General features: G+C 70.9%; 17 protein-coding genes. 11 read left to right on the top strand and 6 right to left on the bottom strand.

Translation table 11 applies throughout. The features are described 5' to 3' along the window. Positions 1-226: 226 nt before the first annotated feature. Genes ACFWA7_RS10360 through ACFWA7_RS10350 form a run of 3 tightly spaced genes read right to left on the bottom strand, consistent with a single transcriptional unit; the run spans position 227 to position 3381 of the window. On the bottom strand, positions 227-1063 hold the full coding sequence (locus tag ACFWA7_RS10360) for a sugar ABC transporter permease (RefSeq protein ID WP_385549611.1): 837 nt from the start codon (positions 1061-1063) through the stop codon (positions 227-229). Positions 1064-1065: 2 nt separating this feature from the next. After that, complete coding sequence (locus ACFWA7_RS10355; protein ID WP_385549614.1) at positions 1066-2073, bottom strand: carbohydrate ABC transporter permease; 1008 nt, start codon at positions 2071-2073, stop codon at positions 1066-1068. Between the two features lie 33 nt (positions 2074-2106). After that, entirely contained in the window at positions 2107-3381 is a 1275-nt protein-coding gene (locus ACFWA7_RS10350; protein ID WP_385549617.1) for an extracellular solute-binding protein, read from the bottom strand. Positions 3382-3700: 319 nt separating this feature from the next. Between ACFWA7_RS10350 and ACFWA7_RS10345 the strand changes: the two genes are divergently transcribed. The 7 genes from ACFWA7_RS10345 (at position 3701) to ACFWA7_RS10315 (ending at position 13985) form a co-directional block, all read left to right on the top strand. Further along, positions 3701-5332 (top strand): glycoside hydrolase family 13 protein, encoded by a 1632-nt coding sequence (locus ACFWA7_RS10345; protein WP_385822199.1) that lies wholly within the window; start codon positions 3701-3703, stop codon positions 5330-5332. 25 nt (positions 5333-5357) lie between these two features. Beyond that, complete coding sequence (locus ACFWA7_RS10340) at positions 5358-6380, top strand: LacI family DNA-binding transcriptional regulator (RefSeq protein ID WP_067160863.1); 1023 nt, start codon at positions 5358-5360, stop codon at positions 6378-6380. A gap of 155 nt (positions 6381-6535) precedes the next feature. After that, complete coding sequence (locus ACFWA7_RS10335) at positions 6536-7456, top strand: phosphatase PAP2 family protein (RefSeq protein WP_385822197.1); 921 nt, start codon at positions 6536-6538, stop codon at positions 7454-7456. 96 nt (positions 7457-7552) lie between these two features. Then, a complete protein-coding gene (locus tag ACFWA7_RS10330) occupies positions 7553-10543 on the top strand; it encodes a bifunctional [glutamine synthetase] adenylyltransferase/[glutamine synthetase]-adenylyl-L-tyrosine phosphorylase (protein WP_385549627.1) in 2991 nt (996 codons plus the stop codon). A gap of 262 nt (positions 10544-10805) precedes the next feature. Then, positions 10806-11696, top strand: a complete 891-nt coding sequence (locus ACFWA7_RS10325; RefSeq protein WP_385537132.1) for an alkaline phosphatase family protein — start codon at positions 10806-10808, stop codon at positions 11694-11696. A 1-nt stretch (position 11697) separates the two neighbouring features. After that, positions 11698-12966, top strand: coding sequence for an MFS transporter (locus ACFWA7_RS10320; protein WP_385537135.1), 1269 nt, complete (start codon positions 11698-11700; stop codon positions 12964-12966). Then, positions 12963-13985, top strand: coding sequence for a TolB family protein (locus tag ACFWA7_RS10315; RefSeq protein WP_385537138.1), 1023 nt, complete (start codon positions 12963-12965; stop codon positions 13983-13985). The genes ACFWA7_RS10320 and ACFWA7_RS10315 overlap by 4 nt, the downstream gene beginning before the upstream one ends. 128 nt (positions 13986-14113) lie before the next feature. Here ACFWA7_RS10315 and ACFWA7_RS10310 read toward each other — a convergent pair whose 3' ends face one another. The 3 genes from ACFWA7_RS10310 to ACFWA7_RS10300 form a co-directional block, all read right to left on the bottom strand. After that, positions 14114-14473, bottom strand: coding sequence for a 5-carboxymethyl-2-hydroxymuconate Delta-isomerase (locus ACFWA7_RS10310; protein WP_385822195.1), 360 nt, complete (start codon positions 14471-14473; stop codon positions 14114-14116). Between the two features lie 143 nt (positions 14474-14616). Next, on the bottom strand, positions 14617-14961 hold the full coding sequence (locus ACFWA7_RS10305) for a VOC family protein (RefSeq protein WP_385537144.1): 345 nt from the start codon (positions 14959-14961) through the stop codon (positions 14617-14619). A gap of 120 nt (positions 14962-15081) precedes the next feature. After that, entirely contained in the window at positions 15082-16443 is a 1362-nt protein-coding gene (locus ACFWA7_RS10300) for a glutamine synthetase family protein (RefSeq protein WP_371652380.1), read from the bottom strand. Positions 16444-16717: 274 nt separating this feature from the next. Between ACFWA7_RS10300 and ACFWA7_RS10295 the strand changes: the two genes are divergently transcribed. From ACFWA7_RS10295 to ACFWA7_RS10280, 4 genes are all read left to right on the top strand, one after another. Then, positions 16718-18706: an amino acid transporter gene (locus ACFWA7_RS10295; protein ID WP_385537148.1), complete on the top strand. Its 1989-nt coding sequence runs from the start codon at positions 16718-16720 to the stop codon at positions 18704-18706. A 196-nt stretch (positions 18707-18902) separates the two neighbouring features. Further along, positions 18903-19223, top strand: a complete 321-nt coding sequence (locus tag ACFWA7_RS10290; protein ID WP_385537151.1) for a hypothetical protein — start codon at positions 18903-18905, stop codon at positions 19221-19223. A 203-nt stretch (positions 19224-19426) separates the two neighbouring features. Then, positions 19427-20086 (top strand): DUF3105 domain-containing protein, encoded by a 660-nt coding sequence (locus ACFWA7_RS10285; RefSeq protein WP_385822193.1) that lies wholly within the window; start codon positions 19427-19429, stop codon positions 20084-20086. Continuing rightward, a complete protein-coding gene (locus tag ACFWA7_RS10280) occupies positions 20083-20715 on the top strand; it encodes a DUF305 domain-containing protein (RefSeq protein WP_385822190.1) in 633 nt (210 codons plus the stop codon). Before ACFWA7_RS10285 ends, ACFWA7_RS10280 begins: the two co-directional genes overlap by 4 nt. Positions 20716-20900 lie beyond the last annotated feature (185 nt).

The raw sequence follows: 20900 nt of genomic DNA, 5'->3' as shown, positions 1-20900 counted from the left end.
CCCACCGGCCGGGGCACAGAGGTGGGGGGGGCGCAGGGGCCGCCGCCCCCGCCTGGGGTGCGGTGGGCGGAGCCGCCACGTGGGGGTGCAGGGGCGCAGCCCCTCCCCGGGGTCCGGGGGCGCGGCCCCCGGGAGAACCACCTCAACCCCCCACCCACCCCCGGAGGCCACACGGCGGAGCCGCACATGGCACAGCGGGAACGGGCGGGGTGGGGGTATAAACACGTCACCCCTTCGTCGCCCCCGCCGTCATCCCCGCAACCAAGTGCTTCTGCGCGAACAGGAAGAACACCGCCGCCGGCACCGCGATCAGCACGGACGCCGCCGTCATCGGCCCCCAGTTCGCCGTGTACTGCGTCACGAACGTCTGTAGCCCGCCCGCCAGCGTCAGGTTCTCGTCGCCCACCATGAACGCCGACGAGTACGCGACCTCGCCCCACGCCGTGATGAAGGAGTAGAACGCCGTCACCGCGAGGCCCGGCTTCGCCAGCGGCAGGATCAGGCGCCAGAACGTGCCGAACGGGTTCAGCCCGTCCACCCGTCCCGACTCGTCGATCTCCACCGGGATCCCGTCGAAGAAGCCCTTCATCATCCAGGCGCAGAACGGGACGGCGATCGTCAGATACGTGATGATCAGGCCCACCGGCTGGTTCAGCAGCCCCAGTTGGCCCATCAGGTTGTACAGCGGGACGATCAGGATCGCCATGGGGAACATCTGGGTGACCAGCAGCGTCCACATCAGCGGGCGCATGCCGGGGAACTTGAAGCGGCTCACCGCGTAGCCCGTGGTCGCGGAGATGAAGACGCCGAGCAGCGTCGTCACCCCGGCGATCAGCGCCGAGTTCCCGAACCAGGTGAAGAAGCTCGTCTTGTCCACCAGATAGCGGTAGTTGTCGAGCGTCGTGTCCTTGAAGAAGTCCGTGGTGATCGCGTACTTCGCCGGCTTCAGCGACGTCAGCAGCACCCACAGGACGGGGAAGACGGCGATGACCGACGCCCCGATGAGTGTGGCGTGCAGGCCGACCGAAGCCAACGGTGACCGCTTACCCCGTTGCGACGACATCGTCACCACACCTCTCCCTGCTTGCGAAGCGACCGCCGGTACACAAAGGCGAAGATCATCAGCACCGCCAGGATCAGCACGCCCCACGTCGCCGACCCCGCGAAGTCCCGCGGGCTCTCCACGAAGGCCTCCCGGAACGCCTGGGTCACCAGGATCTCCGTCGAGTCGCCCGGCCCGCCCCGCGTGAGCAGGAAGATCACCGGGAACATGTTGAACGTCCAGATCGTGGAGAGCAGGATCACCGTCGAAGACACCGCGCGGAGGCCCGGGACCGTGATGTAGACGAAGCGTTTCCAGGGCCCGGCCCCGTCCATCTCCGCCGCCTCGTACAGCTCGCCCGGGATCGACTGCAGGCCGCCCAGGATCGCCACCATCATGAACGGCACGCCGAGCCAGACGTTGACCGCGATGACCGAGAACTTCGCCCAGGTCGGGTCGTCCAGCCACGGCACCGCCGAGATGCCGCCGCCGTCCAGGACCTTGTTCAGGAGGCCGTTGTCGCGGTTGAAGAGGAAGCGCCAGGCGAACACCGAGACGAAGCCCGGCACCGCCCACGGCAGGATCAGCATCATCCGGTAGGCCGCACGGCCGCGGAACTCCCGGTTGAGCATGTTCGCCAGCACCAGGCCGAGCAGGAACGTGGAGGCGACACAGCACACCGTCCACACCATGGTCCACACCAGCCGCTGCATGAACACGGGGTCGTTCAGCACATCGACGTAGTTGTCAAGACCGACGAACTTGTACGTCGCGTCGATGTGGTTGGCGCCGATCGTGCGGCCGACGTTGCGTTCGTTGGCGTCGGTCAGCGACAGGTAGATGCCGCGGCCGAGCGGCCATCCGATGATCACGCCGAGGACGATCACCACGGGGGCGACCATCGTCCAGGCGTACCAGTGCGTCGAGAGCGCCCGCCGGAGCCGGCCGGGGCGCTCGCCGGTCGCGCGGCCCCGGCCGCGGGCGCCCTCGCCCGCGGCCTTCGCCGTCGACTGGCCGGTGTGGACAGTCATGTCAGTCAGTACCCGTCTCCCGCTGCCCGTCCGCTACTTCCAGTCCTTGAGGATCTTGTGGAAGGCGGTGGCGGAGGCCTTGGCCGCGTCCTCGGGCGAGGAGGCGCCGGTCACGGCCTTGGTGAACTGGAGCTTCAGCGGCTCGAACAGAGCGCCGTTCTCCGGGATCCAGGCGCGCTCGACGGCCTTGTCGACGGCCGGCTTGAAGAACTGGACCATCTCGTTGGACTTGACGTCCGGCTGGTCGTACGCGGCGGTCCGGGTCGGCAGCAGGCTGAGCGCCTTGGTGGTCTGCACCTGGACGGTCTGCGAGGTCAGGTAGTCGACGAAGGCGTGCGAGGCGTCGCGGTTCTTGGAGCCCGCGTAGACCGCGAGGTCGTGGCCGCCCTGCGGGGCGCCCTGCGCGGCCGAGCCGGCCGGGACCGCGGCGATGCCGAGGTTGGCCTTGTCCTTGAACTCGTCGCCGGCGTAGGCGTCGGCCACGGCCCAGGGGCCGTTGACCATCATGGCGACCTTGCCCGACTTGAAGGCGGTCTCCATGTTGTTCCAGCCGTCGGTCGCGTTGGTGATCGCGGCGCCGGACGTGACCAGGTCCCGGGCGGCCTTGAAGGCCTTGACCCCGGCCGGGGAGTCGACGGTGACCTTCTTGTTCTTGGCGTCGACGAGGTCGCCGCCCTCGCCGTAGATGAACGGCAGGAACCAGTACGAGTCGTCGCCGCGCAGGTACAGGCCGGTCTTGCCGGTCTTGGACTTGATGGCCGCGGCGGCCGTCTTCACCTCTTCGAGGGACTTCGGCGGCTGCACGCCCGCGTCCTTCAGCATCTTCTTGTTGTAGAAGAGGCCGAGGGTGTCGATGACCTGCGGGACGGCGTACATCTGGCCGTCGTACCTGCCGCTGGCCGCGGCCTGCTTGAGGAAGGCGGAGTCCACTTCCTTGGCCTTGGCGTCCGGGACCTTGTCCAGGTAGCCGAGGGAGGCGAAGTCGGCGACCCAGCCGACGTCGGCGCGGATGACGTCCGGCGCGTCGGAGCCGCTGCTGAAAGCGTTCTTGATCTTGTTCTGCGCGTCGCCGTACGGCACGTTGACGTACTTGACGGTGACCTTGGGGTGCTGCGCGTGGAAGTCCTCGGCGATCTTCTTGAACGTCGCCTTCTCGGTGTCGTTCGAGGTGTCCCACCATGTGACGGTGCCGGAGAGCTCGCCCGAGCTCTTCTTGTCACCGCTGTCACTGCTGTCACTGTCGCCGCAAGATGTCGCCGCGAGCGCCAGGGCCGCGACCAGCGCGGTGGCCGCTATGCCACGTCGCATGTGAACTCCTTCAACGGGTGCCGCGCCATCACGGCGCCGGATCGCCAGGAACGTAACAAGGATGAAAGAAGACCGAAAGACCTTGCGAAGAATTTCTGCAAGGCCGGTCGATCGTTACATCCACGTGTCCACACGGTTGCCGATGCGCACCTTGTCAGGAGGCTTCTCCGTACCCCATGGGCACGTCCGGGAGGTCGGCACCGCCTTTGCAAGGCTTCCGCAAGACCTTGCAGGACTGTTACCTTCGGGATGCAGAGGCGTTGATCCCGTAGTCGCAGAACGCAGAACATCGCGCAGGCCACTGGAGAGGGACCCGTTTATGACGCAGGAGCTCACCACGACCACCGCCGTCGCGGGCCGCGGCCAGGGCCGGGACCCCGGGAGTACCCCCTGGTGGCGCGACGCCGTCATCTACCAGGTGTACGTCCGCTCCTTCGCGGACGGCGACGGCGACGGCATCGGTGACCTGCCCGGCATCCGGGCCCGCCTGCCGCACCTCGCCGAGCTGGGCGCGGACGCCGTCTGGCTCACCCCCTTCTACGCCTCCCCACAGGCCGACGGCGGCTACGACGTGGCGGACTACCGGGCCGTCGACCCGCTCTTCGGGGACCTCCAGGACGCCGACGACCTGGTCCGCGAGGCCCATCGACTCGGCCTGCGGGTGATCGTCGACATCGTCCCCAACCACACCTCCGACCAGCACAGCTGGTTCCGCGCGGCGCTCGCCGGCGGCCCCGAGCGCGACCGCTACCACTTCCACCCCGGCAAGCGGGCCGCCGTGCCCGCCCAGGGCGGCGCCGCTCCGCCCAACGACTGGGAGTCGGTCTTCGGCGGCCCGGCCTGGACCCCTACCGAGGACGGCGACTGGTATCTGCACCTGTTCGCCCCGGAGCAGCCCGACCTCAACTGGGAACACCCCGAGGTGCGGGCCGAGTTCGAGTCGGTGCTGCGCTTCTGGCTCGACCTCGGCGTCGACGGCTTCCGTATCGACGTGGCCCACGGCATGGTGAAGGCGGCCGGACTGCCCGACATCGGCGCCCGGGAGCAGGCCAAGCTGATCGGCGCCCAGGAGCTGCCGTTCTTCGACCAGGACGGCGTCCACGAGATCCACCGCACCTGGCGCCGGCTGCTCGACTCCTACGAGGGGGAGCGCATCGCGGTCGCCGAGGCCTGGGCGCCCTCGCCCGAGCGGCTCGCCCTGTACGTACGCCCGGACGAACTGCACCAGGCCTTCAACTTCCAGTTCCTGAACTGCCCGTGGGACGCGGCACAGATGCGCGCGGTCGTCGACGCCTCGCTCGCCGCGACCCGCTCGGTGGGCGCGCCCACCACCTGGGTGCTCTCCAACCACGACGTGGTGCGCCACCCGACCCGCTACGGCGGCGGCGAGCAGGGCCTGCGCCGGGCCAGGGCCGCGGCCCTGCTGATGCTGGCGCTGCCCGGCTCCGCCTATGTCTACCAGGGCGAGGAGCTGGGCCTGCCCGAGGTGACCGACCTGCCCGACGAGGTGCGCCAGGACCCGTCCTTCTTCCGCGCCGAGGGCCAGGACGGGTTCCGGGACGGCTGCCGGGTGCCCATCCCGTGGACCGCCGAGGGGCCCTCGTACGGCTTCGGCAGCGGCGGCAGCTGGCTGCCCCAGCCCGGCTCCTGGCGCGGTCTGTCCGTCGAGGCGCAGACCGGCGACCCGCGCTCGACCCTGGAGCTCTACCGCTCGGCCCTCGCCCTGCGCCGCGAACTGCCGGGGCTCGGGGACGGGGAGATGGAGTGGCTCCAGGCGCCCGGGGACGTGCTGGCGTTCACGCGGCCGGGGTTCGTGTGCACGGTCAACACGGGCGCCGGGGCGGCCCAACTTCCAGTGCCCGGACGGCCACTGCTCTCGACCTCGGCGCTGGAGTTCACCGGCGGTAACGTCACGATCCCCGCCGAATCAGCGGTCTGGTGGGCAATCTGACGTGCGACCGGTACAGTCCAATCCCGTGACCGCACGGCTTGCCGACATCGCAGCCCAGGCGGGGGTCAGCGAAGCCACAGTCAGCCGCGTGCTCAACGGCAAGCCCGGTGTGGCCGCGGGCACCCGTGAATCCGTGCTTGCCGCACTCGACGTCCTCGGCTACGAGCGGCCGGTACGGCTGCGCAGGCGCAGCGCCGGTCTGGTCGGTCTGATAACGCCGGAGCTGGAGAACCCGATCTTCCCGGCGCTCGCCCAGGTCATCGGCCAGTCCCTCACCCGCCAGGGGTACACCCCGGTCCTGGCCACCCAGACGCCCGGCGGCTCCACCGAGGACGAGCTCACCGAGATGCTGGTCGACCGGGGCGTCTCGGGCATCATCTTCGTCTCCGGGCTGCACGCCGACACCACGGCCGACATGGACCGCTACGAGCAGCTGCGCGCCCAGGGCGTGCCGTACGTGCTGGTGGACGGCTTCTCGCCGAAGGTGCAGGCACCCTTCATCTCCCCCGACGACCGGGCGGCGATGCGGCTCGCGGTCACGCACCTCGCAGCCCTCGGCCACACCCGCATCGGGCTCGCCGTGGGCCCCAAGCGGTTCGTGCCGGTGCTGCGCAAGATCGAGGGGTTCACGGCCGCGATGGAGGACTCGCTGGGGCTGACCCCGGCCGAGGCCGAGGCGCTGGTCCAGCACTCGCTGTACACGCTTGAGGGCGGTCAGGCCGCGACCACCGCGCTGATCGCGGCGGGGTGCACGGCGGTGGTGTGCGCCAGCGACATGATGGCGCTGGGCGCGATCCGGGCGGCCCGCCAGGCCGGGCTCGACGTGCCGAAGGACATCTCGGTGGTCGGCTTCGACGACTCCCCGCTCATAGCGTTCACCGATCCCCCGCTGACCACGATCCGCAAGCCGGTGACGGCCATGGGGCAGGCGGCGGTCCGCGCCCTCCTGGAGGAGATCGGCGGCACCCCGGCCCCGCACAGCGAGTTCGTGTTCATGCCCGAGCTGGTGGTACGTGGTTCAACCGCTTCTGGACCGGCTCCCAAGTAGCTCTCCAGTGGGACGGCTGCCCGGTTCGGCATAAAATCGGGGGAAGAGTCGGCCTCTCCTCCGTAAGGAGTCCTCCACAGGGAGTAGAAATCCGGACCGAACGCGACCGGAGGACGATCTGCGGGGCGTGGGTCCATCTGGCAGACTCTCTCGCTATGGGTGAAATGACCGTGAAGACTCTGGAAGGTACGGCGGACACCCCGTCGGCCGCCGCGTCGGCTGCGCCCACACCCGTTTCCGAAGAGCACGTCACCGAAGCGCCGACGCCGCCGGTCCCGGCACCGCCCACCACGCTGCTCCAACGGCTGCGCACCCCGCGCCGCCCCCGGATCTGGTTCGAAGTCCTCCTGATCGCGGTGAGTTACTGGACGTACTCACTGATCCGCAACGCCGTCCCCGAACAGAAGTCGCAGGCGCTCGACAACGCCGACTGGATCTGGTCGGTCGAGCAGCACCTCGGCATCGCGGTGGAGCAGTCCGTCAACCACGGCGTCAACTCGGTGACATGGCTGATCACCGGGATGAACTACTACTACGCCACACTCCACTTCATCGTCACGATCGGTGTCCTGGTGTGGCTCTTCCGCAGCCACCCCGGCCGCTACGCGGCGTCCCGGCTGATCCTCTTCGCCACCACCGGCGTGGCCCTGGTGGGCTACTACTTCTACCCGCTGGCCCCGCCCCGCCTGATGAACGGCGGGAACTTCGTCGACACCGTCCTGGTCCACCAGACCTGGGGCTCGATGGCCTCGGGCGACCTGAAGAACATGTCGAACCAGTACGCGGCGATGCCGTCCATGCACATCGGCTGGTCGCTGTGGTGCGGCCTGACGGTCTTCGCGCTCGCCAAGGCGCCCTGGGCACGGATCCTCGGCCTGCTCTACCCGGCGGCGACCCTGGTCGTCATCGTCTCGACGGCCAACCACTTCTGGCTGGACGCGGTGGGCGGCATCCTCTGCCTGGCCTTCGGCTTCCTCGTCTCGTACGCCTGGTACGGGAAACTGCCGCACCGCCTGGCGAGGCGGCCCGAGGACACGCCACGCGCCCGCGCGGCCGCCGGCCCCGTACGCGCGTAGCCGTTCCTCGCCTGCCCTGACCCGGCTCCCTGCGGATAGGCTCGGATCCGACCTTGATCCGGCGCGGAGCCGGGCGCGGTGGCAGTGGGAGGCGGGATGACGGCGGTGCCGGGGCGCAGGAGCAGCACCTTCACACGGCTGCTGCGGTTCGGGTTCACCGATCCGTCGGCGGCCGAGCGGCTGCTCGACACCCCGGAGCTCGCCTCCGTACGGACCGATCCGGTGCTCCTGGACGCGCTGGGGGCGACCGCCGACCCCGATCTGGCGCTCGCCGGGCTGGTACGGATCGTGGAGGCACAGGACCCGGCCGAGCGGCAGGCGCTGCTCGACACCCTGATCACCGCCAAGCCGCTGCGGGACCGCCTCCTGGGGGTCCTGGGGGCCTCCGAGGCGCTCGGTGACCATCTGGCGCGGCATCCGCGCGACTGGCACGCGCTCGTCACCTACGAGGCCGTGGACCTGCATCCGGGGGTCGCGGAGTTCGAGCGGGGCCTGGCGCGGGCCCAGGACGCGGTTTCGCTGCGGGTCGCCTACCGCAGCTGCCTGCTGGCCATAGCGGCCCGCGATGTGTGCGGGACGACCGATGTGGCCGAGACGGCCGCCGAGCTCGCGGACCTGGCCACCGCCACGCTGCGGGCGGCGCTCGCCATCGCCCGGACCGCGGCCCCCGACGACGCCGCGATATGCCGGCTCGCGGTGATCGCGATGGGCAAGTGCGGCGGCCACGAACTGAACTACGTCTCCGACGTCGACGTGATCTTCGTCGGGGAGCCCGCGGAAGGCGCCGACGAGCGCAAGGCGCTCCAGGCCGCCACCCGGCTCGCCTCGCACCTGATGCGGATCTGCTCGGAGACCACCGTCGAGGGCACCATCTGGCCCGTCGACGCCAATCTGCGCCCCGAGGGCCGCAACGGCCCGCTGGTGCGCACGCTCTCCTCGCACCTCGCGTACTACCAGCGCTGGGCGAAGACCTGGGAGTTCCAGGCGCTGCTCAAGGCACGGGCGGTGGCCGGGGACCCGGAGCTGGGGGCCTCGTACATCGAGGCGGTGTCGCCGCTGGTGTGGCAGGCCGCCGAGCGCGACAACTTCGTCGGCGACGTGCAGAAGATGCGCCGCCGGGTCGTCGACAACATCCCGGCCGCCCAGGTCCACCGCGAGCTGAAGCTGGGGCCGGGCGGGCTGCGGGACGTCGAGTTCGCCGTACAGCTGCTCCAGCTGGTGCACGGGCGCGGCGACGCGACCCTGCACAGCGGCACCACCCTGGACGCGCTCGGCGCGCTCGCGGCGGGCGGGTACGTGGGGCGCGCGGACGCCGCCCAGCTGGACGACGCGTACCGCTTCCTGCGCGCGATGGAGCACCGCATCCAGCTGTACCGGCTGCGCCGCACCCATCTGGTGCCCGAGGACGAGGCCGATCTGCGCCGTCTGGGCCGCTCGCTCGGCCTGCGCACCGAGCCGGTCAGCACCCTCAACCGGGAGTGGAAGAAGCATGCCTCCGTGGTGCGGCGGCTGCACGAGAAGCTCTTCTACCGGCCGCTGCTCGACGCGGTCGCCCAGCTCTCCCCCGGCGAGACCCGGCTCAGCCCGCGCGCGGCCGGACAGCGACTGGAGGCCCTGGGGTACGCGGACCCGGCCGCGGCGCTGAGACATCTGGAGGCGCTCTCCTCGGGCGTGACCCGCAAGGCCGCCATCCAGCGCACCCTGCTGCCGGTCCTCCTCGGCTGGTTCGCCGACTCGGCCGACCCGGACGCGGGCCTGCTCGGCTTCCGCAAGGTCTCCGACGCGCTCGGCAAGACCCCCTGGTACCTGCGGCTGCTGCGCGACGAGGGCGCGGCGGCGGAGAACCTGGCCCGGGTGCTCTCGGCCGGCCGCCTCGCCCCGGACCTGCTGCTGCGGGCCCCGGAGGCGGTGGCGATCCTGGGCGACCCGGAGGGCCTCAAGCCGCGCGTCCGCGAGCCGCTGGAGCAGGAGGTACTGGCCGCGGTGGGCCGCTCCGAGAGCGCCGAGGGCGCGGTCGCGGCGGCCCGTGGCGTACGGCGCAGAGAGCTGTTCCGCACCGCCGCGGCCGATCTGATCGGCTCGTACGGCACGGAGGAACGCCCCGCCGAGGAGGACCCGGGGGCGCTGGTCGACCGGGTCGGGAACGCGGTGACGGACCTGAACGCGGCGACGCTCGCGGGCGCGCTGCGGGCGGCCGTGCGGGCGGAGTGGGGCGAGCTCCTGCCCACCAGGTTCGCGGTCATCGGCATGGGCCGCTTCGGCGGGCACGAACTGGGCTACGGCTCGGACGCGGACGTCCTGTTCGTCCACGAGCCGCGCGAGTTCGTCGACGAGCAGGAGGCCACGCAGACCGCCAACCGGGTCGTCGCCGAGATGCGCCGGCTGCTCCAACTCCCCACGGCCGACCCGCCGTTGCTGATCGACGCGGATCTGCGCCCGGAGGGCAAGAGCGGCCCGATGGCGCGCACCCTGGCCTCCTACGCCGCGTACTACCGCCGCTGGTCCCTGGTGTGGGAGAGCCAGGCGCTGCTGCGCGCCGAGCCGATGGCGGGCGACGAGGAGCTGGGGCGGCGGTTCATCGAGCTGATCGACCCGCTGCGCTACCCGGCCGAGGGGCTCGGGGACGACGCGGTGCGCGAGATCAGGCGCCTCAAGGCCCGGATGGAGTCGGAGCGGATGCCGCGCGGCGCCGACCCCACGCTCCACACCAAGCTGGGGCGCGGCGGCCTCTCGGACGTCGAGTGGACGGTCCAGCTGCTCCAGATGCAGAACGGCTGGGCCGAGCCGGGCCTGCGCACCACCCGCACCCGGGAAGCGCTCTCCGCCGCCCACGCGGCGGGCCTGATCTCCACCGAGGACGCGGTGATACTGGACGACGCGTGGGTACTGGCGACGCGGGTGCGCAACGGGGTGATGCTGGTGCGGGGGCGTGCGGGTGACACGTTCCCGTCCGACGGGCGGGAGCTGGCGGCGGTCGGCCGCTACCTCGGTTACGAGCCGGGCCACGTCGGGGACATGCTGGACGACTACCGCCGTGTGACGCGGCGGGCGCGAGCGGTGGTAGAACGCCTTTTCTACGGGGCATAACCATCGAACAAGGGCGCATTTCGGCTGCGGACCGTGCTGGGTTGCTCGCGCAGTTCCCCGCGCCCCTGACCACCCAGGGGCGCGGGGCTGTGGCATTTGCGGCTCCGCCGCGTGGGCGCGAGCAACCCCGCACGGTCCGCAGCCACAATCTCACCCAACCGTTCCCCAGTCCTTCACCCGCACGGATCTTCCCGTCTTCAACTGCCCGCCCTAACCTCTCGGTGCACCGCCCCCCACATTCCCCCTCACCGGAGGTACCGCCGTGTCCGGCTGGTCCATACCCCGCCGCCGTACCCGCACCGCCCTCTTCTCCGCCGTCGGCCTCGCGGCCGCGTCCGCCGGCCTGTGGGCCGGGCTCGGCGGCACGTCCGCCGCCTCGACGACGGCGACCGTGCCCACCCCCGACCACACCGTGGTCGTGGTCTTCGAGAACCACGCGTACAACCAGGTCATCGGCAGCTCCAGCGCCCCCTACATCAACTCGCTCAAGAGCGGCGGCGCCAACCTCACGCAGTCGTTCGGCGTCACGCACCCGAGCCAGCCCAACTACCTCCAGCTCTTCTCGGGCAGCAACCAGGGCGTCACGGACGACAGCTGCTACACCCCCGGCTTCAGCTCCGCGGCCAACCTGGGCTCCGAGCTGATCGCCGCGGGCAAGACCTGGGGCAGCTACAACGAGACCCTGCCCAGCCAGGGCTCCACCACGTGCAGCAGCGGCAAGTACGCCCGCAAGCACAACCCCTGGTTCGCCTTCAGCAACGTGCCGACCTCCACGGCCAAGACGATGACCCAGTTCCCCACCGACTTCACCACGCTGCCGCAGGTCTCCTTCGTCGTGCCGAACCTGTGCAGCGACATGCACGACTGCTCGGTCTCGACCGGTGACACCTGGCTGAAGAACAACCTGAAGGCGTACGCGGACTGGGCCAAGACCCACAACAGCCTGCTCGTGGTCACCTTCGACGAGGACAACCGGCTCGCGGGCAACAAGATCGCGACCGTCCTCTACGGCCAGCAGGTCATCCCGGGCTCGTCGTCCTCGACGACGTACAACCACTACAACGTCCTGCGCACGATCGAGGACATGTACGGCACCACGCACGCCGGCCAGGCCGCCAACGCCTCGGACATCACGGGCATCTGGGCCTCCTGACGTGTACGTAGCAGACAGCCGCAGCACTCCCGCGGCCCCCGCCGCCCGGCTCACCCCCGGGCGGCGGTCCGCCGTGGCCCCGACCGTGCTCGCGCTCGGCGCGGTCAGCCTGATCACCGACGTCTCCTCGGAGATGGTCACCGCCGTCCTGCCGCTCTACCTGGTCACCGGCCTCGGTCTGTCGCCGCTCGGCTTCGGCCTGCTCGACGGCGTCTACAACGGCTTCAGCGCGCTCGTCCGGCTCATCGGCGGGCACCTGGCCGACCGGGGCGGGCGCCACAAGGCCGTCGCGGTCTTCGGCTACGGCCTGTCGGCGGTGTGCAAACCCCTGCTCCTGGTGGCGGGTTCGCTGCCGGTGATCGGCGCGGTGCTCGCGGCCGACCGGACCGGCAAGGGGCTGCGCACGGCGCCGCGCGACGCGATGATCTCGCTGGCCTCGGCGCCCGAGGCGCGCGGGCGGGCGTTCGGCGTGCACCGCGCGATGGACACGGCGGGCGCGCTGCTCGGGCCGCTGGCAGCGTTTCTGATCCTCCGTCAAGCGGTGGACGGCTATGACGCCGTCTTCACGGTGAGCTTCTGCGTGGCGGCGGTCGGCGTCCTCGTCCTGGTGCTGTTCGTCCCCGCGCGCACCGCCCCCGAACGGGCCCCCGACGCGCCGCGCGCCTCGCTCAAGGCGGCCCTCGCCCTGCTCGGCGAGCGCGAGGTGCGCCGACTCGCCCTCTGCGCCCTGCTGTTGGGCCTGGCCACGGTCAGCGACTCCTTCGTCTACCTCCTGCTCCAGCGGCGCCTGGACGTGCCCGACCGCTGGTTCGCGCTGCTGCCGCTCGGGACGGCCGCCGCGTTCCTGCTGCTTGCCGTCCCGCTGGGCCGCCTCGCCGACCGGGTGGGCCGCTGGCAGGTCTTCCTCGGCGGCCACGCGGCCCTGCTGTGCGCGTACGCCCTGCTGCTGCCGGGCTGGCGCGGCGCGGCGCTCCCGTACGTCGTCCTCGCCCTGCACGGCCTGTTCTACGCGGCGACCGACGGCGTCCTGATGGCCGCGGCGGCGGGCGCCGTCCCGGCCGGACTCCGCTCCAGCGGGCTGGCGTTGATCCAGACCGGCCAGGCGTCGGCCCGCTTCGTCTGTTCGATCGCGTTCGGCGCGGCCTGGACCGCGTGGGGCGACCGCACGGCCCTGTCCACGGCGGCCGTGGCGCTCGCGGTGTGCGCGGCCGGGGCGGTTCTGCTGCGCCCGGCGGCCACGTCCGAAACCGACGGGGGAAGGCCCGCATGACCCTCCGCAGCAAACTGATCGTCCTCGTGACGGCCCTGGTCGTCCTCGCGGGCGTGGCCACCGCGTCCGTGCTGCACGCGACGGCCCGCGAGGACCGCAGGAACCAGGTGCAGGCGGGCGGCCCGCCGGTGAAGGGCGGCCAGGTCTCGCTCGCCCCGGACTCCGGCCGCCGGATCGTCTTCCGCAACATGGCCTGGGGCCCGCACCGCGACGAGCTCGCCACGGTCCCGGCCGCCGGCCCGGCGGGGCCGCGCACCGCCTCCGGGGTCAAGTGCCTGCGCTTCTACGCCGCCGCCGGGACCGGGGTGTGCCTGCGGGCCGAGCGGGGCGCGGTGCAGGACGGCTACCGGGCGGTGATCCTGGACGCGCGGCTGAAGGAGCGCGCCCACTACAGCCTGCCGGGCATCCCGACCCGGGCGCGGGTCTCCCCGTCCGGCCATCTGGCCGCCTGGACGGTCTTCGTGGGCGGCGACTCGTACGCGGGCACGAACTTCTCCACCCGCACGGCGATCCTGGACACGCGCACGGGCCAACTGACCAAGACGCTGGAGGACTTCGCGATCGAGCGCGACGGACACCCGTACCGCGCCTCCGATGTGAACTTCTGGGGCGTCACCTTCGCCGACGACGAGCACTTCTACGCGACGATGGCGACGGGCAAGAAGACGTATCTGGTCCGCGGCGACCTCCCCTCCCGCAAGGTGACGACACTCCGCACCAACCTGGAGTGCCCGTCCCTCTCCCCCGACGGCACCCGCCTCGCCTTCAAGAAGCGCGTCCCCGGCCTCCCGGCGGACGCGCCCTGGCGCCTGTACGTCCTGGACCTCGCCACGATGCACGAGACGGCCCTGGCGGAGCCGCGCAGCGTGGACGACCAGCTGGTCTGGCAGGACGACAGGACGGTGACGTACTCCCTGCCGGGCGACTACGGGGCCGACCTGTACACGCTCCCGGCGGACGGCACGGGCAGCCCGCACCGGCTGCTGACGGCGGGTCTGGCGCCGGCGTATCTGGGCTGATCGGCCGGGCGGGGGCGGCGCCGGGGGCGGCGGGGCCGTACAGCCCCCCGACGCACGCCATTCATCCATCCATACGGACACGGGGCCAAGGACGGCAGCGGCGCCGGGGGGCGGGAAGGGCGGGGCGGTCAGTCCTTGTGGAAGCGGTACGACTCCCGCTCCATCTCGCGGACCTCGACCATGACGTGCAGCCGGCGGCCCTCCGGGGCCGTCACCTGCTTGAGGGCGATGTCGCGGACCGTCTCGGCGAGCTTCTCGCGGGCCTCCCGGGTGCGGCCGGTGAGGATCGAGAGCTGGATGAAGAGGGCGTCGATGTTCTCGTCGCCCTCGCCGAAGTAGGACTCCTCTATCCGCCGGAAGCGGGTCTTGAAGGCCACGGCCGGGGCGTCGACGATGCCCGGCGCGGCGGCGTGCACCTCGCGCGCGAAGGCCTGGCGGTCGAAGGTCTCGGCGAGACCTTCCGAGTACTCGACATGGACGAACGGCATGCTCAATCCTCTGGTCGCACGGCGGGACCGGCTGGCTCCCAGCAGCCGCAACCGGCCGCCGCCGGGCGGTATTCCCCCGGCCGCCGGTCCCGGACGCGCCGGGAGGCCCGCCCCACGCGCCCGGGCGGGCCTCCCGTACGTACTCAGGACGGCTGGACCAGCCCGATCACGTTGCCGTCGGCGTCCTTCACCGACGCCGTCAGCCGGCCGCCGCCGACGTCCTGGACGTCCTGGAGCGACTCCGCGCCGGCTTCGAGCAGCGTCTTCACGGACTTCTTGATGTCGTCGACATGCCAGTACGGGACCGGCCCCGTCATCCCCTTGCCGTGGCCGTTGGGGTCGAGGCCAACTTCCTGGCCCCCCGCGTTGAACTGCACGTAGTACGGCTCGTCCATCACGGGATCGGCGCCCAGGAGGCCGCCGAACAGGGCCTTCGCCCGGGCGATGTCCTTGACGGGATAGATGATCGTCTTGAGGCCTTGGGTCATGGGAGTGCTCCTCGCAGTGCATGGCGCGGGGCGGCTTCCGACCGCCCCTGCCATGACATACCCCGGCGGACCGACCCGCCCGCCGGGCTCACCCGAATGCCCCTACTACCCGTACCGCCTCTACAGCACCGGCAGGTTCTTCCGCAGCTCGAACGCGGTGACCTCGGAGCGGTACTCCTCCCACTCCTGCTTCTTGTTGCGCAGGAAGAAGTCGAAGACGTGCTCGCCGAGCGTCTCGGCGACCAGTTCGCTGCGCTCCATCAGCGAGATCGCCTCGCCGAGGTTCTGCGGCAGCGGCTCGATGCCCATCGCGCGCCGCTCGGAGTCGGAGAGCGCCCAGACGTCGTCGTCGGCGCCCGCCGGGAGCTCGTAGCCCTCCTCGATGCCCTTGAGGCCGGACGCGAGGAGCAGGGAGTACGCCAGGTACGGGTTGCAGCCGGAGTCCAGGGAGCGGACCTCGACGCGGGAGGAGCCGGTCTTGCCGGGCTTGTACATCGGTACACGGATCAGCGCGGAGCGGTTGTTGTGGCCCCAGCAGATGTACGAGGGGGCCTCGCCGCCCGCGCCCGCCGTGCGCTCCGAGCCGCCCCAGATGCGCTTGTAGGAGTTGACCCACTGGTTGGTGACGGCCGAGATCTCGGCGGCGTGCTTGAGCAGGCCCGCGATGAAGGAGCGGCCGACCTTGGAGAGCTGGTACTCGGCGCCCGACTCGTAGAACGCGTTCCGGTCGCCCTCGAAGAGGGAGAGGTGGGTGTGCATACCGGAGCCGGGGAACTCCGAGAACGGCTTCGGCATGAACGTCGCCTGGACGCCCTGCTCAAGCGCCACCTGCTTCATGACCAGGCGGAACGTCATGATGTTGTCGGCCGTGGAGAGCGCGTCGGCGTAGCGGAGGTCGATCTCCTGCTGGCCCGGCGCGCCCTCGTGGTGGCTGAACTCGACCGAGATGCCCATCGACTCCAGCATGGTGATCGCCTGGCGGCGGAAGTCCATGCCGACGTTCTGCGGGGTGTGGTCGAAGTAGCCGGAGTTGTCGGCGGGCACCGGGCGGGTGCCGTCCAGCGGCTTGTCCTTCAGCAGGAAGAACTCGATCTCGGGGTGGGTGTAGAAGGTGAAGCCCAGGTCCGAGGTCTTGGCGAGGATGCGCTTGAGGACGAAGCGCGGGTCCGCGAAGGACGGGGAGCCGTCGGGCATCAGGATGTCGCAGAACATCCGCGCGGTGCCCGGGGCCTCAGCGCGCCACGGCAGGATCTGGAACGTGCTCGGGTCCGGCTTGGCGATCATGTCGGACTCGTACACCCGGGCGAAGCCCTCGATGGCCGACCCGTCGAAGCCGATGCCCTCGTCGAACGCCTGCTCCAGTTCGGCAGGAGCCACCGCGACCGACTTCAGGAAGCCGAGCACATCGGTGAACCACAAACGCACAAACCGGATGTCACGCTCTTCGAGAGTGCGGAGCACGAACTCCTGCTGCTTGTCCATAGCCACATCCTTGCAGTTCAGACGGTCTGTGCACCACCGCCCGGGCATGAGGGGGAAGCATCAGTATCAAGGCCCGGGATTACCGCCACATTACGCACCCGCTATGACCTGCGGCACGTCACCTCCCCACAGTCGCACCAGGTGCCGCCCGGGGCGAGGCTGTGGGGGATACTCGCTCCTCGTCGCATGCAGAAACGTCCCCGCAACGGTCGATCACGGCCACCGGGCACGGACCCGAGTACTGCCAACGAGTACGTCTATGGAGAACCGCAGGATGACCGGCACCCAGATGGAGCCCCCGGATACCGTCGCCGCCCCGCCTGCCCGGGAGCCGGCCGTCCGCCGCTGGCGGGCCTGGCTCCTGGACGGCCTGTCCGAGAACTCCGCGCGCCACCCCGGCCCGCACGGCACCCCGCCGCAGGAGCACAAGGGCCACACGTGGTGGCGGGTGATGTGCCTGACGGGTGTGGACTACTTCTCCACCCTCGGCTACCAGCCCGGCATCGCGGCCCTCGCGGCCGGACTGCTCTCGCCGATGGCCACTCTCGTACTGATCGCGCTGACCCTGCTCGGCGCGCTGCCGGTCTACCGGCGCGTCGCCAAGGAGTCCCCCAACGGCGAAGGCTCCATCGCCATGCTGGAGCGGCTGCTGCCCTGGTGGGCGGGGAAGATCTTCGTCCTGGTGCTGCTCGGCTTCGCGGCCACCGACTTCATGATCACCATCACCCTTTCGGCGGCCGACGCCTCGGCCCACGTGGTGGAGAACCCCTTCGCCCCCGACTGGCTGCACGGCTCCAACCTCTGGATCACGCTGGCCCTGGTCGCCGCCCTCGGCGCGGTCTTCCTCAAGGGGTTCAAGGAGGCCATGGGCATCGCCGTGGTGCTGGTGGCCGTCTATCTGACGCTCAACCTGGTGGTCCTCGCCACCGCCGTCGGCAAGATCGCCACCGAGCCGGTGGTGGTCGACGACTGGTGGCACGCGGTCAGCGCCGAGCACTCCTCGCCGCTGGCGATGGTCGGCGTGGCGCTGCTCGTCTTCCCCAAGCTCGCGCTCGGCATGTCCGGCTTCGAGACGGGCGTGGCGGTGATGCCGCAGATCACGGGGGACGCCTCCGACACGTACGCCAAGCCGCTCGGCCGTATCCGCGACACCCGCAAGCTGCTCACCACCGCGGCCCTCGTCATGAGCGGCTTCCTGCTGGTCTCCAGCCTCGCCACGACGATCCTCATCCCGGAGGCGGAGTTCAAGACGGGCGGCGACGCCAACGGCCGCGCGCTCGCCTATCTCGCCCACCAGCACCTGGGCGAGGCGTTCGGCACGGTGTACGACGTGTCGACCATCGCGATCCTCTGGTTCGCCGGGGCGTCGGCGACGGCCGGGCTGCTCAACCTCGTTCCGCGCTATCTGCCGCGCTACGGCATGGCCCCGGAGTGGACCCGCGCGGTGCGCCCGCTGGTGCTGATCTTCGTGGCGATCGCCTTCTTCATCACCTGGTGGTTCGACGCCGACGTCGACGCGCAGAGCGGCGCGTACGCGACCGGGGTGCTCGTCCTGATGCTGTCGGCGTCGTTCGCCTCGACCGTCGCCGTACTGCACCGGGGCAGGCGGGCCGCCGCTCTGGGGTTCGGCGCCATCACCGCCGTCTTCGCGTACACCCTGGTCACCAATGTCATCGAGCGGCCCGACGGTCTCAAGATCGCGCTGCTGTTCATCCTCGCCATCCTGCTGTCGTCGTTCGCGTCCCGGGTGCACCGGGCGTTCGAGCTGCGGGCCACCGAGGTGACCTTCGACGAGGCGGCGAGCCGGTTCATCGACGAGGCGGCCGCGAGCGGGCCGCTGCGGCTGATCGCCAACGAGCCGCAGGAGCACAGCACCCGGGAGTACCGCGCCAAGGAGTACAGCCAGCGCGAGGAGACCCACATCCCGGACGGGCGGCCGGTGCTGTTCCTGGAGGTGTTCGTGCAGAACTCCTCGGACTTCACCACCGAGCTGACCGTGCACGGCGACGAGAAGCACGGGGTGCGCAGGCTGCGGGTGGAGGGCGCGGTGGTGCCCAACACCATCGCGGCGGTGATGATGAAGCTGCGCGAGCGCACCGGCGAGGTGCCGCACGCGTACTTCAACTGGACCGAGGGCCACCCGCTCAGCCATCTGCTGCGCTTCCTGGTCTTCGGCGACGGCGAGGTCGCCCCGGTCACCCGCGAGGTGCTGCGCCGCGCCGAACCGGACCTGAAGCGGCGGCCGCGCGTCCACGTGGGCTGACCCCCGGGTCCGGGCCGGGCCGCCGACGGATCCGCCCCGGGCGGCTGCCCGGGGCGTGGCGGCCCGGTTCCGGCCGGACGGCCGGATCTTGGCCGACCCCGCCCTGCCGCGCGTCGCGCTCCCTCGCTTAGCATCTGCGCCTATGGGGGGAGTGCGACGCCTTCGCATCTCACGTCCTGTGGCGCTGGTGAGCGCCATGGCGACGCTCCTCGGCGCGCTCTTCCTCTGCCTCACCGCGGGCGGCGCGGCGAGCGCCGACCCGGCCCCCAGGGCCCACCACGCCGTGCCGGTGAGCGGCGCGGCGCAGTACAGCTGTCCGTACGACCGGGGCGACTGCGGGCTCTTCCCGCACGCCGACCCGGCCGTGCTCACGGCGCCGCCGCCGATCGACACCTCGGCGCCGGGGGCCGGGCATGCGGTGCGGGCCGCCGCGGTCTGCCCCTCGGGGGCGCCTGTTCGGGGCGGGGCTCGGCCCCGGGCCCCTGACCTGCATGTCCTTCAAGTTCTGCGGACGTAGCTCCGCTGGTTGTGCGGTTGTTCGGCTGCGGACCGTCCTGGGCTGGTCGCGCCCCCAAGCTCTCGACTGCGCTCGAGCAGGGGGGACCCCCATCGCGGCGGAGCCGCACATGACACAGCCCCGCGCCCCTGAGCGGCAACGGGCCTCGCGGGGTCCGAAGACCCTCCCCCGACTCCCCCATCACCAGAAGGACTTGAGCCCCCATGGCCACCAAGGAATCGAAGAACTCCCGCCAGGCGCGGATAGCCGAGATGCGCCGCGCCGAGCAGGCCCGCGAGCGGCGCAACAAGATCGTCGCCGTCACCGTGTCGGTGGCGATCGTCGCCGGGCTCGTCGGCGTCGGCGCGTACCTGCTGAACAAGGAGTCCGACGACAAGGACAAGCAGCAGGCGCAGAAGGCCGCCGACGCCAAGGCGAGCATCGCCGGCGAGAAGGACTGGGACCCGAAGAAGCTCGGCCGCAACCACGTCACCAAGACCGTGTCGTACCCGATGAAGCCGCCGGTCGGCGGCGACCACAACCAGGTGTGGATGAACTGCGGCGGCGTCGTCTACAAGAAGGCGCTCCCCGACATGAACGCGGTGCACTCGCTGGAGCACGGCGCGGTGTGGGTGACGTACAACGACAAGGCGCCCGCCGCCGATGTGCAGAAGCTCTCCGACAAGGTCTCCAAGACGCCGTACTCGCTGATGAGCCCCTACCAGGACCAGGCCGGGGCGATCATGCTCAGTGCCTGGGGCAAGCAGGTCACCGTGACCAGCGCGGACGACCCGCGGGTCAACCAGTTCTTCGCCAAGTACGTGCAGGGCGCGCAGACGCCGGAGCCGGGCGCGGCGTGCACCGGCGGGCTGGACCAGAAGTGAACCGCACCTACTGGGCGTCCCTCGCGGCGGTCGTGGCGGCCCTGGTGTTCGCGACGGTGGCCACGGTCGCGAGTGCCACCGGCGGGGACTCCGAGCCGGCCGAGCACACCCCGGTGGCGGCCTCGGCGGACGCGGGATTCGCGCGCGACATGGCCGTCCACCACCAGCAGGCGGTGGAGATGTCGTTCGTCGTGCGCGACCGCACCAAGGACGAGGAGGTCCGCCGTCTCGCGTACGACATCGCCAACACCCAGGCCAACCAGCGGGGCATGCTGATCGGCTGGCTCGACCTGTGGGGGCTGCCCAAGTCGGAGCCGGACCGGCTGCCGATGGCCTGGATGGGCATGGGCAGCGAGCGCGGCGCGGACGGCGCGCTGATGCCCGGCATGGCGACCAACACCGAGCTCGACCGGCTGCGCGCGGCCGACGGCAAGCAGGCGGAGATCCTCTACCTCCAGCTGATGACCGAGCACCACAAGGGCGGTATCCACATGGCCCAGGGGTGCGCCCAGCGGTGTACGACCGGGGTGGAGCGCGCTCTGGCGCAGGGCATGGTCGACTCCCAGCAGTCGGAGATCGACCTGATGGCCGGGATGCTTAAGGCGCGGGGGGCCACCCCGCGTACGTAACGCGGTGAGCGGCCCCGGTCCGGGCGGCGTACACAATCCGCCCGAGTCGGCATTTCAGTCACCAAAAGAACCCAAGTCCCGCCACCCCGGCGGGACTTGGGTTTCTCTTGGGACTCACATGTCCCCCGCATGAACCGTTCCTCACCAGAGTGACGCTGTGCATGTGCAGATCAAGAGCGCATGCC

This window comes from Streptomyces sp. NPDC059994, assembly GCF_042737755.1.
Classification (GTDB): Bacteria; Actinomycetota; Actinomycetes; order Streptomycetales; family Streptomycetaceae; genus Streptomyces.
This window is presented reverse-complemented; position numbering and strand designations above follow the sequence as displayed.

Excerpts from the sequence above, each read along its gene's own strand:
- ACFWA7_RS10315 (WP_385537138.1), top strand. The coding sequence starts at position 12,963 with ATGACCCTCCGCAGCAAACTGATCGTCCTCGTGACGGCCCTGGTCGTC.
- ACFWA7_RS10310 (WP_385822195.1), bottom strand. The coding sequence starts at position 14,473 with ATGCCGTTCGTCCATGTCGAGTACTCGGAAGGTCTCGCCGAGACCTTC.
- ACFWA7_RS10355 (WP_385549614.1), bottom strand. The coding sequence starts at position 2,073 with ATGACTGTCCACACCGGCCAGTCGACGGCGAAGGCCGCGGGCGAGGGC.
- ACFWA7_RS10295 (WP_385537148.1), top strand. The coding sequence starts at position 16,718 with ATGACCGGCACCCAGATGGAGCCCCCGGATACCGTCGCCGCCCCGCCT.
- ACFWA7_RS10305 (WP_385537144.1), bottom strand. The coding sequence starts at position 14,961 with ATGACCCAAGGCCTCAAGACGATCATCTATCCCGTCAAGGACATCGCC.
- ACFWA7_RS10300 (WP_371652380.1), bottom strand. The coding sequence starts at position 16,443 with ATGGACAAGCAGCAGGAGTTCGTGCTCCGCACTCTCGAAGAGCGTGAC.
- ACFWA7_RS10345 (WP_385822199.1), top strand. The coding sequence starts at position 3,701 with ATGACGCAGGAGCTCACCACGACCACCGCCGTCGCGGGCCGCGGCCAG.
- ACFWA7_RS10285 (WP_385822193.1), top strand. The coding sequence starts at position 19,427 with ATGGCCACCAAGGAATCGAAGAACTCCCGCCAGGCGCGGATAGCCGAG.
- ACFWA7_RS10350 (WP_385549617.1), bottom strand. The coding sequence starts at position 3,381 with ATGCGACGTGGCATAGCGGCCACCGCGCTGGTCGCGGCCCTGGCGCTC.
- ACFWA7_RS10330 (WP_385549627.1), top strand. The coding sequence starts at position 7,553 with ATGACGGCGGTGCCGGGGCGCAGGAGCAGCACCTTCACACGGCTGCTG.
- ACFWA7_RS10335 (WP_385822197.1), top strand. The coding sequence starts at position 6,536 with ATGGGTGAAATGACCGTGAAGACTCTGGAAGGTACGGCGGACACCCCG.
- ACFWA7_RS10290 (WP_385537151.1), top strand. The coding sequence starts at position 18,903 with ATGGCGACGCTCCTCGGCGCGCTCTTCCTCTGCCTCACCGCGGGCGGC.
- ACFWA7_RS10360 (WP_385549611.1), bottom strand. The coding sequence starts at position 1,063 with ATGTCGTCGCAACGGGGTAAGCGGTCACCGTTGGCTTCGGTCGGCCTG.